Annotated in this window: 14 protein-coding genes; 3 read left to right on the forward strand and 11 right to left on the reverse strand. The window is 63.7% G+C overall.

Annotated features, from left to right (window positions below):
- Window positions 1–8: 8 nt before the first annotated feature.
- From MTR66_RS17070 to MTR66_RS17090, 5 genes are all read right to left on the reverse strand, one after another.
- On the reverse strand, window positions 9–830 hold the full coding sequence (locus MTR66_RS17070) for a LysR family transcriptional regulator (protein WP_243923270.1): 822 nt from the start codon (window positions 828–830) through the stop codon (window positions 9–11).
- A gap of 84 nt (window positions 831–914) precedes the next feature.
- Entirely contained in the window at window positions 915–1418 is a 504-nt protein-coding gene (locus MTR66_RS17075) for a DUF924 family protein (RefSeq protein ID WP_243923272.1), read from the reverse strand.
- A 22-nt stretch (window positions 1419–1440) separates the two neighbouring features.
- Window positions 1441–1839: a Co2+/Mg2+ efflux protein ApaG gene (gene apaG, locus MTR66_RS17080; RefSeq protein WP_243923274.1), complete on the reverse strand. Its 399-nt coding sequence runs from the start codon at window positions 1837–1839 to the stop codon at window positions 1441–1443.
- A 66-nt stretch (window positions 1840–1905) separates the two neighbouring features.
- Window positions 1906–3261, reverse strand: a complete 1356-nt coding sequence (locus MTR66_RS17085) for a PAS domain S-box protein (RefSeq protein WP_243923289.1) — start codon at window positions 3259–3261, stop codon at window positions 1906–1908.
- Window positions 3258–4466 (reverse strand): trans-sulfuration enzyme family protein, encoded by a 1209-nt coding sequence (locus MTR66_RS17090; protein WP_243923276.1) that lies wholly within the window; start codon window positions 4464–4466, stop codon window positions 3258–3260. Before MTR66_RS17090 ends, MTR66_RS17085 begins: the two co-directional genes overlap by 4 nt.
- Window positions 4467–4561: 95 nt before the next feature.
- On the opposite strand from MTR66_RS17090, the gene MTR66_RS17095 reads away from it, so the two are divergent.
- Together MTR66_RS17095 and MTR66_RS17100 are read left to right on the forward strand one after the other, a co-directional pair.
- Window positions 4562–5845, forward strand: coding sequence for a phospholipid carrier-dependent glycosyltransferase (locus tag MTR66_RS17095; RefSeq protein ID WP_243923277.1), 1284 nt, complete (start codon window positions 4562–4564; stop codon window positions 5843–5845).
- A gap of 140 nt (window positions 5846–5985) precedes the next feature.
- Complete coding sequence (locus MTR66_RS17100; RefSeq protein WP_243923278.1) at window positions 5986–6249, forward strand: YrhB domain-containing protein; 264 nt, start codon at window positions 5986–5988, stop codon at window positions 6247–6249.
- Between the two features lie 155 nt (window positions 6250–6404).
- Here the strand turns inward: MTR66_RS17100 and MTR66_RS17105 are convergent, their stop codons facing one another.
- The 6 genes from MTR66_RS17105 to MTR66_RS17130 all read right to left on the reverse strand — a co-directional run bounded on the left by MTR66_RS17105 (window position 6405) and on the right by MTR66_RS17130 (window position 11195).
- A complete protein-coding gene (locus MTR66_RS17105) occupies window positions 6405–7595 on the reverse strand; it encodes a glycosyltransferase (RefSeq protein ID WP_243923279.1) in 1191 nt (396 codons plus the stop codon).
- Between the two features lie 39 nt (window positions 7596–7634).
- Window positions 7635–8678, reverse strand: a complete 1044-nt coding sequence (gene leuB / locus MTR66_RS17110; protein ID WP_243923291.1) for a 3-isopropylmalate dehydrogenase — start codon at window positions 8676–8678, stop codon at window positions 7635–7637.
- Window positions 8679–8699: 21 nt separating this feature from the next.
- The gene (recO, locus tag MTR66_RS17115) at window positions 8700–9305 is read right to left on the reverse strand and encodes a DNA repair protein RecO (protein ID WP_243923280.1); all 606 of its coding nucleotides are present in this window, start codon (window positions 9303–9305) and stop codon (window positions 8700–8702) included.
- Between the two features lie 164 nt (window positions 9306–9469).
- Window positions 9470–9724: an accessory factor UbiK family protein gene (locus tag MTR66_RS17120; protein WP_243923281.1), complete on the reverse strand. Its 255-nt coding sequence runs from the start codon at window positions 9722–9724 to the stop codon at window positions 9470–9472.
- A 42-nt stretch (window positions 9725–9766) separates the two neighbouring features.
- Window positions 9767–10321: a TspO/MBR family protein gene (locus tag MTR66_RS17125; protein WP_243923283.1), complete on the reverse strand. Its 555-nt coding sequence runs from the start codon at window positions 10319–10321 to the stop codon at window positions 9767–9769.
- A gap of 91 nt (window positions 10322–10412) precedes the next feature.
- Window positions 10413–11195, reverse strand: coding sequence for a TlyA family RNA methyltransferase (locus MTR66_RS17130; protein ID WP_243923285.1), 783 nt, complete (start codon window positions 11193–11195; stop codon window positions 10413–10415).
- Window positions 11196–11244: 49 nt separating this feature from the next.
- Between MTR66_RS17130 and MTR66_RS17135 the strand changes: the two genes are divergently transcribed.
- Window positions 11245–11811 (forward strand): hypothetical protein, encoded by a 567-nt coding sequence (locus tag MTR66_RS17135; RefSeq protein ID WP_243923287.1) that lies wholly within the window; start codon window positions 11245–11247, stop codon window positions 11809–11811.
- Window positions 11812–12640 lie beyond the last annotated feature (829 nt).

The raw sequence follows: 12640 nt of genomic DNA on the forward strand, positions 1-12640 counted from the left end.
CGCCGGAGTCACGCCCCGGCGGTAAGCGCGGTGACGAGCGCCTTCACCTTTTTCTGCCGCCACTGCGGCAGCGGGGCGACCAGCCAGTATCCCCGGCGGCAAGGCGCCTCGATAGCAGTGACAGCCTGCGCCACCGCCTCGCTCAACCCGGCAGTCAGCAAGGCAGGCACCCGCGCGCGGCCAAGCCCCGCCAGCGCTGCCGCCATCGCCTGTCCGGCATCGGCGACCATGACTGGCGGCTTGCCCTCTTCGCCATCGTCACCCGAGGGGGCATCGTCGTCTTCGCTTCCCGGCGCCGCATCACCGGGCCAGCCGATCCAGTCCCCCTCGCCAACCATGACCCAGTCCGGATCGCCGAGCGGCACACCCTCAAGATTGCCGGGACCATCGGTCCAGCGCACCGCAAGATCGAGATTGGCTTCGGTGAAATCGGTCATCTCGCCGTCAAGCAGCACGAAGCGGACCTGCGGGTTTTCGGCACGGAACGCGGAAAGACGCGGCGCCAGCCAGGCCGCGAAGAATTCGCGCGGCGCGGCAATGGTATAGACGTGACTGGACTGCCCCGCCTGCATCGCCTGCACCGCATCCTCAAAATGGAGAAATCCGGTGCGCAGCGCGGCAAGGCCCGAACCGGCCTCGTCGGTCAGTTCAAGCCCCTTGCTGGTGCGGCGGAACAGGACGACGCCGAGCAAGTCCTCCAGCGCGCGGATCTGCTGGCCAACGGCAGCCGGAGTGACGGCCAATTCGTCCGCCGCGCGCGTGAACGAAAGATGCCGGGCGGCGGCGTCGAAAACACGAAGGGCGTTAAGGGGCAGATGCGTGCGCTTCATGCCGCCTCCCTATGCCCGGCAGCCGCACAGGGCAACGAAGTTCCTGTTGCAAGGGCACAACCGGAGAAGGCCGGCACGGCTCGTTCAGGACCGGCCCAACGCGGCATCGCGGCCCGTGAAACGGCCAGACTGGGCAATCTCGTCGCTATGCCCCTGGGCAAACTGCAATATCCAGTCTGCATAGTCGCGCAGCGCCGTGAAACGCTCCATGCTCTTCGCCTGCAAGGCCGGATCTTCCGCGTGCATCAGCGGCATATAGAAGAAATGCCGCTGGCTGGCCGCCAATTGCTCATCCACGCCCGCAGCGATCCCTTCAAGGGCAAGCTGCTGCGCGCGGCGGTCCGAGGAAAAAGCCTGAGCGGTTCCCCGGTAAATATGCCGGGGAAACTGATCGAGCAGGATGATCAGCGCCAGACGGCCAAGGCGGTCTTCCGCCCAATCGTCCAACGCGCCGGCACGCGCTTCTTCCACCAGTGCCCCAAACCGCTGCCGCACCACGGGGTCCAGCTTTTCGCCAGCCTGAAACCAGTCCTGCGGGGTCAGTTCGCGAAACCAGAAATCGAGCACATCGCGCTGGCGGCTGTTCATAGGGCAACCTCGCGCAAGTGGCTTAGCCCGCTGTAGCGGGCGCTGCCAGCGGGAAGAAGGGGATCAGCGCCTTGAACTCGGTGCCATCGGTACGGCGGAAGGTGTAATAGCCCTCCATCGAGCCTTGCGGGGTCGAGAGCGGGCAGCCCGAGACGTAATCGTGACTGGCACCGGGGCGCAGCACCGGCTGTTCACCCACCACGCCTTCACCATCGACCACGCTGACTTCGCCATGCCCATCGGTAATGCGCCAGTGGCGCGAGATCAGCTGCATCGTGTGCGGCGTGTCGTTCTCGATACGGATGTGATAGACCCAGAACCACTTCCCCGCCTCGATGCGTGATTGCTCGGGCAGGAAATTGACGGCAACGCGCACCGTTACGCCGTCCGTGATCGCGGTATGCTGGAACAGTTCCTTCATCGTGAGAATCAGACTAACGGCGAATCCGCGAGCCTACAACTGCTTTGCTGAAGCGGCCCGCACGTCTCACAGGATCGACGCAGCTGCGCAATCCAGGATCCAGCGGAAGCCTTCCGGATCATAACAGGTCCGGACTTCGGCGTTGAGCTTGACCCGGGGCACATCGGCAATGATCCGCGTGCCAAAACCCTGCCGTTCCGGCTCGCGAACAGGCGGGCCGCCGCTTTCCACCCATTCGATGTGAAACCGCGCTTCATCGCCCGCCCCCGAAATCCGCCAGCGAATCGCAACCCGCCCTTCCGGCACGGAGAGCGCCCCGTACTTGAGCGCGTTGGTGCCCATTTCATGGAACGCCATCGCCATGGCCTCCGCCGCGCCCGAAGACAGCTCTACCAACGGCCCTTCGCAGCGGATCTGGGCCTGTGCGTCCCCCAGCGAGCGCAACTGCGCCTCCACCATTTCCTGCACGGGAATGCGCGACCACGCCCGGCGGACAAGCACGTCCTGATTTGCGGCAAGCCCATGAATGCGCTGTTCAAGACGTTCGATGAAATCCGGCCGGTCTATGTTTGACCGGCGGGCCAGCGATTGCACGACGGCAAGCATGTTCTTGCTGCGGTGGTTCACCTCCTGCAGCAGCAGCTCGATCCGCTCTTCCGCCTCGCGCATGGCCGTCACATCGGTGTTGGTGCCGAACCAGCAGAGGAGTGTTCCACTGTCATCGCGAATGGGCTTGGCCCGCGAGAGAAACCAGCGCCATTCCCCTTCCGCGCTGCGCAGCGGGAAAGTATCTTCCCAGTCCTCCCCGGACGCGAAGTGGCTGGCGATCTTCTCAACCACTCTGTCGACGTGATCGGGATGATGGACCTCTTTCCAGCCCCAGCCTTCCATCTGTTCAAGCGTCGTGCCGGTGTAATCGAACCAGCGCTTGTTGTACCAGAAGATCGAACCTTCGCTGTCGGCGATCCAGGCCAGTTGGCTGATATTGTCTGCCAGCAAGCGAAAGCGTTCCTCGCTCAGCGCCAGCCGGTTTTGGATGCTGATGCTTTCGGACATGTCGCGCGCGATTTGACTGGCGGCGACAACCCGCCCTTCGGCGTCGCGCACCGGAGACACGGTAACGGCAACGCTGACCAAGCTGCCATCCTTGCGCTGACGAACGGTTTCGAACGAAGGCATGCGCTCACCGCCGCTGATGCTGGCGATGATCGCGTCTTCCTCCGCCTGCCGGTCCTCCGGGATGAGCGTGCGCACGTTGCGGCCTATGATCTCTTCGGCAGACCAGCCGAAAATGCGCTCTGCCGCAGCGTTCCAGCTCAGGATACGCCCGTCCAGCGCCTTGCCGACAATCGCATCGTCGCTCGATTCGACTATCGCTGCGAGCAGCGCCGCCGGATCGGCACCGGGATCAACCGCGTTCAGAGGCCGGCCTTGCTCAAGGCCTGATCGAGATCCTCGATCAGATCATCGGCATCTTCCAGACCCACGTTGATACGCAGCATGCCTTCGGAAATGCCCATCGCCTCGCGCCCTTCGGGCCCCATGTTGTGGTGCGTGCTGGAAGCGGGATGACACATCAGCGAACGCGAATCGCCAATGTTGTTCGAGATATCGATCAGTTCCAGCGCATCGAGCAGCGCATGGGCCTGCGCCCGCCCGCCATCGAGCACGAAGCTGAAGATCGGGCCGCAGGCGTCCATCTGCTTCTTCGCCAGCGCCTGCTGCGGGTGGCTGTCCAGCCAGGGGTGCAGGATCACGGGCACGCGGCCTTCGAGGAACTGACCGACCTTGAGCGCGTTCTCGCTCTGCTGCTTCGCCCGCAGATCGAGCGTTTCCAGCCCCTTGAGCACGACCCAGGCGTTGAACGGCGAAAGGTTCGGCCCGGTATTGCGCTGGAAAGGCAGCAGCTTCTCGTTGATGAATTCCTCGCTGCCGCACACGGCCCCTGCCAGCACGCGGCCCTGCCCGTCCATCAGCTTGGTGGCCGAATAGGCAACCACGTCGATGCCGAATTCCATCGGGCGCTGCAGCACTGGCGAGCAGAAGGCGTTGTCCACCACCGTAGTGATGCCATGGGCCTTGGCGATATTGGCGATAGCTTCCAGATCGGCCACGTCCATCGTCGGGTTGGCCGGGGTCTCGAAGAAGAACACCTTGGTGTTGGGCCGGATCGCCGCTTCCCACGCGGCGGTATCGCGCGCATCCACCACAGTCACATCGACACCGAAGCGCGGCAGCAGGCTGTCACCCAGCCAGCGGCACGAACCGAACGCAGCGCGGGCCGAGACCATGTGGTCGCCCGCCGAAAGCTGGCACAGCAGCGCCGCCGTCATCGCCGCCATGCCCGAGGCCTGAACCCGGCAATCATCCGCGCCTTCGAGCAGCGCAATGCGCTCTTCCAGCATGGCCACAGTGGGGTTCTGCAGGCGCGAGTAGGTCATGCCGTCCTGCTCACCGGCAAAGCGCGCGGCGACGGTGGCGGCATCGTCGTAGCAATAGCCGGAAGTGAGGAAGAGCGCCTCGCTCGTCTCGCCCATTTCGGAACGCCACGTTCCTCCACGGATTGCGCGCGTTGCGGGGCGCCAGTTGCGGGTCTTGCTGCGGTCCTGTCCGGTGGTGCGTTTCATGGCACTGGCTGTAAGAGGCCGCGCAGGCCAACGCAAGCCGTCGCGCGCCAAGCGCTCTTGCAGAGACCCGCGTTCCTGCCTATCCCGCTCGCCCAATGCCACTATCCCCCAGAAATGCCCGTGATCCGATCGGCTGGTGCCTTGGCATTACCGCCCTGTTCCTGATGCTGGCGCTGTGGCGGGTTTCGATGCCGCCGAAATACTATTTCGACGAGGTTCACTACGTCCCCGCCGCGCTCAAGCTGCTGGACCTGATCCCCGCCAACCGCGAACACCCGATGTTCGGCAAGGAAGTGATCGCGGCCTGCATCCATTTCCTGGAGGACCGCCCGCTGGCCTGGCGTCTGGGCCCGGTGCTGTCCGGCACGCTCGGCCTGTTCGGCTTCTCCCGCCTGATCTGGCACCTCTCGCGCCGCCGCGCGGCCACGCTGGCGGCGACGGCCCTGCTCGCGACCAATTGCATGTGGTTCGTCCAGAGCCGCATCGCCATGCTCGACATGATGGAAGCAGGCATGTGCATGGTCGGCCTGTGGCAATTCGCCGCCGCCCTGCGCGCCCGCTCGACCGGCGGCGCGCGCGTGCATCTGGTGCTGAGCGGCATTGCACTGGGCCTTTCGCTGGGCGCCAAATGGAGCAGCGCGCCGGCGCTGATGATGCCCGGCCTCGCCTTCCTGATCCTGCGCATCCGCGAACGGGGTGTCTTCATCGTCGGCCGCAAGGGGGCTGGCCCCATCAAGGGCGTGTCGCTGGCAGAGGCCACTTTGTGGCTGGGGCTGTTCCCGCTGGCAGTATACTGGCTGACCTTCCTGCCTGCGATGTTCTACACCGACCGGCCGATAAACCCGCTGAATTTCATCGGCCACCACGAATACATGATCAAGCTGCAGGACAGCGTCCGGAAGCCGCACCCCTACCAGAGCCAGTGGTATCAGTGGATCGTGAACTGGCGGGTGATCTGGTACCTGTTCAAGGATATCGACGGCGCCCAGCGCGGGATCGTGATGATCGGCAATCCGTTCTCGATGCTCGCCGGACTGGTGGCGCTGCTGTGGGGTCTGTGGGCCATGCTGTTCCGCCGCCGCTATGATGCGCTGGCGCTGATCGTGCTCTATGCGGCGTGTCTGGCCATGTGGGCGCTCAACGGCAAGCCGGTGCAGTTCTATTACCACTACCTGCTCTCCGGCGCGTTCCTCATGGGGCTGATGGGCCTGTGGCTGGACGTGCTGTGGCAGCGCCGCGACCGCTGGCGCCTGGTGGCGACAGGATCGATGGTGCTGTCCCTGCTGATGTTCGCGGTGTTCTACCCGATCATCTCGGCAACGCCGCTGCCCTACAAGGATGCCTACAACTTCTGGATGTGGCTACCGACCTGGCGGTGAAGCCGGCCGCAGACCGTAAGAAATTCAGGTTGAATGACTGTCTGTTATCGGGATGCCGATTGGACAGACTGGACGACCTTTTGGCCAGGGTGAGCGGAAATTCGTTGGCAGCGACTTTCTAATTGATTTATCGATTTCTGATGGATCAAAAAGTTGCAGCCAGCGCCTTTCGAAACTTCTTGCTTCACAAACAGACTGAAATCGGTGAGCCGTTGGCGCCCGTCAGCTCAGCTCAGCGCTTGTCGAGCGGCTGGTCCTTTTTCTATCAGTCGCAAGCGTACATCGCGAGCGGTGATTTTGGTGAAATGCTGGTGGGGCAAGGGCCGGTGATTATCTGCGATGACGGTCGAATTATCGAGGGTGGCTCGCTCAATCACGATCCTGAGGCATTGCTGGCTCGATAGTGCCTGCGTCCGCCATCCCGGCGTATCCGGAAAATCCGCTTACCGATAGCAAACCGCGCTAGCCGCCGTAGAATTACCGTCAGCTTTTACTGCGTTCGCTGGCAAGGCGTGACTCAGTTACCCTGCTCCACCGGCTGGCGAACCATTCACAGCCGTCAGTACTTGCCCCAGACGAACTTGGACGACAGGGCAAAGTTCCACACCGCGCCCAGTACGATGCCGGTGATCACGGCCAGCACGTCATGGATGCCCATGCTCTTGAGCACTGCCGCCGCGCCGACGTTCGTAAGCAGGCCCAGCGAACAGGTCACACCGAACTGCGCCCAGCCGCGCATCAGCGGGCCGAAACCGCGCAGGCGCTTGTCCGAATAGGTCAGTTCGTTGTTGAGCACGAAGTTGAACGTCATCGACACGGCCGCTGCCACAGTGTTGGCAGTAATGAACGTCATCCGGCCGGTTTCCCAGTGGCCGTAGACGAAGCGCTCGCCCAGGATCACGCTCAGCATCAGCCACAGCGCGGCGAACTGCACCACCACGCCCATCGCGCCGACCGTGCCGAACAGCGCGAAGCGGGTCGGGATGATGCGGCCGAGCCACTTGTCATAAAGGCCTACGAGGAATTCGAACACGACGGTCTGATCCAGCTTGCTTTCGCCTTCCGCGCGGGCGGCGAAGTGGAGGGGAAATTCCTTGACGCGCAGCGGCCTTTCGACCGTGGCGAGGATATCGAGAAGGATCTTGAAACCCACGCCCGAGAGGCGATGGGCATCGGCGCGCAGAATCCGGGTGGGCAACATGAAGAAGCCACTCATCGGGTCGGTCAGTTCAACGCCGGTCACCTTGTTGGCGATCCGGTTGGCAAGGCCAGAGGCCTTCACCCGGTCCGGCCGTCCCCAGGCTTCGGTACTGGCGCCTTCGGCAAAGCGCGACGCATAAGCGAGATCGTATTCACCCGACGTTACCGCCTTCAGCATCTGCGGCAGCAGTTCGGGATCGTGCTGGTGGTCCGCGTCCATCACCGCCACTACCGGCGCGGCGGTGGAGCACATGCCCTCAATCGCCGCGCTGGCGAGCCCGCGGCGGCCGATGCGCTGGATGCAGCGCACGCGCGGATCGCTCAGCGACAGCTCGCGCGCCTCGTCGGACGTGCCATCCGGGCTGTTGTCGTCAACGAAGATCGCTTCCCAGGCAATGCCCTTGAGCGCCTTGTCGAGCCGTTCGACCATGGTCGCAACGTTCTTGCGCTCGTTGTAAGTCGGCAGCACGACGGCCAACTCCAACGGGCGGCTGGCGGAATCGCCAGCGGCACCTGCGATCTGGGCAAGATCGGAACTGGAAATGTTCATGCGTCCCGCGTGTACATCGTAAAAATCAAAAAAGCTTTATTAGAGGCGTTCGAGCACCGCGTCACCGATTTCCCGCGTGCCTGCCGAACCGCCCAGATCGCCGCCCTTCACACCGGCGGAAAGCGCACCGGCCACGGCATTCTCGATCCGCGCGGCCTGCTCTTCCAGCCCCAGCGAGTGGCGCAGCAGCATCGCGGCGGACAGGATCGTCGCCATCGGATTGGCCAGCCCCTTGCCCGCGATATCGGGCGCCGAGCCATGGATCGGCTCATAGAGGCCATACGTCCCCTCGGCGAGGCTGGCCGAAGCCAGCAGGCCGATCGAGCCGACGCACATGCTGGCCTGATCGCTCAGGATATCGCCGAAGAGATTGCCGGTCACGATCACGTCGAACTGGCCCGGGTTTTTCACCAGCTGCATCGCCGCGTTATCGACATACATGTGGCTGAGTTCGACGTCCGGGTATTCCTTCGACACCTCGATCACCACATCGCGCCAGAGCTGCGAGGTTTCGAGCACATTGGCCTTGTCCACCGAGCACAGCTTCTTCGAGCGGCCCATCGCGGCGGTGAAACCGGCATGGGCAATGCGGCGCACTTCATCTTCGGCATAGGACATCATGTCCCAGCCCTGACGGCGCCCGTCGGGCAGCGTGCGGATGCCCTTCTCGCCGAAATAGACATCGCCATTCAGCTCGCGCACGATCAAGAGGTCGATCTTGCTGGCGACTTCGGAGCGCAGCGTGGTGAGGTCTTCCAGCCCCGGAAACACGCGCGCCGGGCGCAGATTGGCAAAGAGGCCCAATTCCTTGCGCAGGCCCAGGATCGCCTGTTCGGGCCGCAGATGACGCTCCAGATTATCGCACGAGAAATCGCCCACCGCGCCGAACAAGATGGCATCAGCAGAGCGCGCGGTCTCCAGCGTTTCGGACGGCAGCGGGTGACCGTGCTTGCGGTAGGCCATGCCGCCGACATCACCCTCGACCAGCTCAAGGCCTTCAAGGCCGAGCTTTTCGAGCACGCGCACGGCCTCTCCGGTCACTTCCGGGCCGATGCCGTCACCGGCGAAAACCGCGATGCGCAGGGAGTTCTTGGTCATGTTCTGTCAGCCTTCGATACGCTTCAGCCGCTCACGCAGCAGGTCGCGGGCCGCCATAACGTCTCTGCGGCGATCGGCAAGCGGGTAGCGGGCCAATTCGCGCCCGATGCGGTCAAAAGCATCGAGAATCGCGGCCCAGTCGGACGGATCGGGGCGCTGCACCGGCACGCCGTAACCCAGCTCGCGCAACAGCAGCACTTCATAGGACAGCAGCGCCAGCGCCCAGCCGCGTGCCGAAGGGGCCATGCAGACGGCCTCGATCAGGGCGGAGAGCGCCTCGTAGAGCGCCGGATACGGGTGCCGCTCGGGCAAGGCGGAAGCCGTGAGCGCCGTCACCCAGGCAATGGCGGCGGCAGGCAAGGGTTCGGTCAGCCAGGGACCGCGGCTTTGCAACAGTTCGACGCGGGCGAAAGGAAGCTGGCTTTCAGTTTTCGAACGCAAGTCCGCGTCCACGGCATTGCCGGGGATCAGCACCGGACGCAATTGCCGCCCCCTGCCTCCGGCAACGTAAGCCGCCACAAGCCCATGGTCCGCCGTCAGCAGCCGGGCAATGACGGCGGTTTCGCCGTGCGCATGTGTGGCGCAGACAAGAGCGGGCGCGCGAAAGTGCATGGTGAGGGTTTGGACGGTTGCTGGGAAAGCTGCAACGGCAGTGGCTCACCCCATCCTTCGACAAGCTCAGGATGAGCGGAGTGTAAGACACAATCCTACCGGATACCGCTCATGCTGAGTCCTGAGCCCGCCGGAGGATCAAAGCACCCGAAGGCAAAAGAGGCTCAGCCGTCCGCGTTCAGCTTCGCTTCGATCGCGTCCAGCCGCGCTTTCAGCGCATCGGCCTCGGCCCGGGCAGTGGCGGCCATTTCCTTGACGGCCTCAAACTCCTCGCGGCTGACGAAGTCCATGTCTCCCATGAACTCCTTGAACCGCTCGCGAGCGTTCTCGCGGGCTTCGCGCCCCATTCCGGCCAAAGTACCGGCGGCGCTGTTCATCATCTTGGCGAAGTCGGCGACGAAGGGGTTTTCGCTTTGCATGGTGCCTAAATGGAACTCTCCGCGCCCAAGCGCAAGAGCCTATCAGATCTCGTAACGCACCACCGCGCCATTTCCCGCGGCCCCGTCCATCGCCGGATTGGCCTGAAGAAACGCGAAGTTGAGATACGTCGCAAACAGCAGCCAGAGCACATAGGGCACCAGCAGCATCGCCGCGACCACGCGTACCCTGCCGAACAGAAACACCGTAACCAGCGCCGCAACGTCGAGAACCGCGATCAGGATCAACCCGCCAGTCAACATATGCGCACCGAAGAACACCGGCGACCAGGCGAGGTTCAACACGAATTGCACAGCAAACACGATCACCGCCAGACCGCGCCTGCGCGCACCGCGCGCGGACAGGACCATCGCCAGTGCCACCCCCATCAGGATGTAAAGCACGGTCCACACGATCCCGAACACCTGTGGCGGCGGATAGGCGGCAGGCTTGACGAGAGCGGCAAACCACGGGTTCTGCGGCCCGCTCTGCGCCGCCGTGCCGGAAAGAAAGCCGAGAAGAACGATCACCGGAACGCAAACGAGAGCCCAGCGGATTAAACTCGCACGCAACTGACCTGAAGAGGCGAGCAGGGTCATTTCGCTTAACTACTCCCGAATCACTAGGCGGCCACGAAGATGGCGCGTTTTGTGCAGGCGCGAAGCGCAACGCGCAATCGTCTGCTAACAGTCAATTATCCCGCCGTGCCGAAACGAGAAACTCCACATTGCCTTCCGGCCCCTTGATCGGGCTTTCGACAATACCCTGAATCTCCCAGCCCTCATCCTCCAGCCAGGCACGCACTTCGCCGCAGACACGTTCGTGCAGCGCCGGATCGCGCACGACACCGCCCTTGCCCACTTCGTTACGCCCCACTTCGAACTGCGGCTTGATCAGCGCGACAAGGCGGCACGACGGCGCGGCGAGGCGCAGCGGCACCTCCAGAACCTTGGCCAGCCCGATGAAACTGGCATCGCAGACCACCCAGTTGCACGGCCTGTCGATCTGTTCGGGCGTCAGGATGCGCGCGCTGGTCTGTTCAAGCACAGTCACGCGCGGGTCCTGCCGCAGCTTCCAGGCAAGCTGGTTGGTCCCCGAATCCACCGCGAAGACATGGGCCGCGCCCTTGCTGAGCAGCACGTCGGTAAAACCGCCGGTGGAACTGCCGACGTCCATGGCGACAGCCCCGGCGGGATCGAGGCCGAAATGCTCGATCGCATGGGCCAGCTTGACGCCGCCGCGCGAAACCCAGGGATGATCGCGCCCGCGCACGTCCAGCGGAGCGTCGTCCTTCAGGCTCTGGCCGGACTTGGCGATCCTGCTCTCGCCGGAGAAGACCAGCCCGGCGAGGATCAGCGCCTGCGCGCGGGTGCGGCTTTCGGCAAGCCCCCGGTCCACGAGCATCTGATCGGCCCGCACTTTGGCGGGCTTGCGTTTTTTATCGACAGGACGAGAGGTGGACGGGTCGGTCATCTGAGCTTGTGCACTTGAGGTGGGGCGCGTGTCATTCCATACCGTGCGCATGAAGGCAAATCCGCGCCCCCGCACCATCGCCCTGCGTATCCTCTCTCTCCCAGTGCTTGCCGCCGTAACGCAGCTCGGCGCCTGCGTGCCGCAGCCGCCCAAGCCCGCACCTGCCCCCACGCCTTCAACTGCAGCGCGCCCGGCCCCGCCGCCGCCCGCACCGGCAGCGCCGCCCACGGTGTCGCCCGCCCCCAACTGGCGCGACCAGCCCGCGACGCCGGGCAACTGGCACTGGTCCCGCTCGGCTAGCGGGTCCGACGCGGCTTTCGCGAACGGGCAGTTCGTCTTGCACTGCAATCCGGCTCGCCACACGATTACTCTGCTGCGCGCCATGGCCGGGGCCAGTGGCCAGGTTGCGATGACAATCCGCACCAGCGAGACCACCCGCGCCCTGCCCGCCGTGCCGGTTGCAGGCGGCGTGGGCGTCACGCTCATGGCGCGCGATCCGCTGCTCGATGCCATGGCGTTCAGCCGGGGCCGCTTCGCCGTGGAAACCACGGGTGCCGCCCCGCTCTACATCCCGAGCTGGACCGAAGTATCGCGAGTCATCGAAGACTGCCGCTAGGACACACTCCAAGGCGAGGCGAAACAGGCCGAAATTCTGCAAATTTTCAGGGAAAGCAGGCCGCACTTTCCAGCGCCCCAAACCGTGCCTGCAAGTGACCGCACAGCTGGGGAAAACTGACCGGAAGCCGAGATAATGACGGCAAAAAAAATGATTGCAAGACTTGTTGTGCGCCGCAGAATCAGACACAAATTTTCACAGAACAGCGGGACCTGGGAAACGCGCCCGGAACATCCCAAAGTTCATGCCGCTTCATTGCGGCAACCTGGCTCAACAGCGCGAAAGGAGGTGATCCGATGTCTCATGGTTCAGCAGAGAGGTCGGCAATTTCCGTCGCGAGGCATTATCGCTGATTTCAATTAAGCGATAAAGGTACTCGCTGGCGGCACTTCCGGCCGCTGACCATGCGAAGGGCCGTACCGGTTTTCCGGTGCGGCCCTTCTCATTTCAAGGTCCAGCCCCGCCCAGAACCGTGCAGCGAAACTTCGCGAAGTTTGCCCATACCGGCCACGGCAGATTTTCGCAAAATCAGCTAATTCCAAACAGTTCGCCACACTGGAACTTCATGCTCCAGAGAGCGCGTTTGCCGAAGAAGATGAACGGTTCAAAGAGCACGGGCAAACAGATGCCACGCGCAGTGTGACAGAGACCGCCAGTGTAGGAAAACGGCTCGCGCCGGGCTCAACATCGGAACAGCTATTCCACGCCGGGAGTCCAAGCCAATCCTCCCTGTCCCCGCAGGGGATGGGGAGGTGGCGCGCACGCAGTGCGTGACGGAGGGGTCTCTCCCCCTCCACCACCAGCTGCCCTTTGGGCAGTTCATCCTGAG

The sequence above is a fragment of the Novosphingobium beihaiense genome (assembly GCF_022832375.1).
Lineage (GTDB): Bacteria > Pseudomonadota > Alphaproteobacteria > Sphingomonadales > Sphingomonadaceae > Novosphingobium > Novosphingobium beihaiensis.

What these genes read in the sequence shown, in the direction of transcription:
- MTR66_RS17070 (WP_243923270.1), bottom strand. Translation starts at nt 830, where the DNA reads ATGAAGCGCACGCATCTGCCCCTTAACGCCCTTCGTGTTTTCGACGCC.
- MTR66_RS17075 (WP_243923272.1), bottom strand. Translation starts at nt 1,418, where the DNA reads ATGAACAGCCGCCAGCGCGATGTGCTCGATTTCTGGTTTCGCGAACTG.
- apaG (WP_243923274.1), bottom strand. Translation starts at nt 1,839, where the DNA reads ATGAAGGAACTGTTCCAGCATACCGCGATCACGGACGGCGTAACGGTG.
- MTR66_RS17090 (WP_243923276.1), bottom strand. Translation starts at nt 4,466, where the DNA reads ATGAAACGCACCACCGGACAGGACCGCAGCAAGACCCGCAACTGGCGC.
- MTR66_RS17095 (WP_243923277.1), top strand. Translation starts at nt 4,562, where the DNA reads ATGCCACTATCCCCCAGAAATGCCCGTGATCCGATCGGCTGGTGCCTT.
- MTR66_RS17100 (WP_243923278.1), top strand. Translation starts at nt 5,986, where the DNA reads ATGGATCAAAAAGTTGCAGCCAGCGCCTTTCGAAACTTCTTGCTTCAC.
- MTR66_RS17105 (WP_243923279.1), bottom strand. Translation starts at nt 7,595, where the DNA reads ATGAACATTTCCAGTTCCGATCTTGCCCAGATCGCAGGTGCCGCTGGC.
- recO (WP_243923280.1), bottom strand. Translation starts at nt 9,305, where the DNA reads ATGCACTTTCGCGCGCCCGCTCTTGTCTGCGCCACACATGCGCACGGC.
- MTR66_RS17120 (WP_243923281.1), bottom strand. Translation starts at nt 9,724, where the DNA reads ATGCAAAGCGAAAACCCCTTCGTCGCCGACTTCGCCAAGATGATGAAC.
- MTR66_RS17125 (WP_243923283.1), bottom strand. Translation starts at nt 10,321, where the DNA reads ATGACCCTGCTCGCCTCTTCAGGTCAGTTGCGTGCGAGTTTAATCCGC.
- MTR66_RS17130 (WP_243923285.1), bottom strand. Translation starts at nt 11,195, where the DNA reads ATGACCGACCCGTCCACCTCTCGTCCTGTCGATAAAAAACGCAAGCCC.
- MTR66_RS17135 (WP_243923287.1), top strand. Translation starts at nt 11,245, where the DNA reads ATGAAGGCAAATCCGCGCCCCCGCACCATCGCCCTGCGTATCCTCTCT.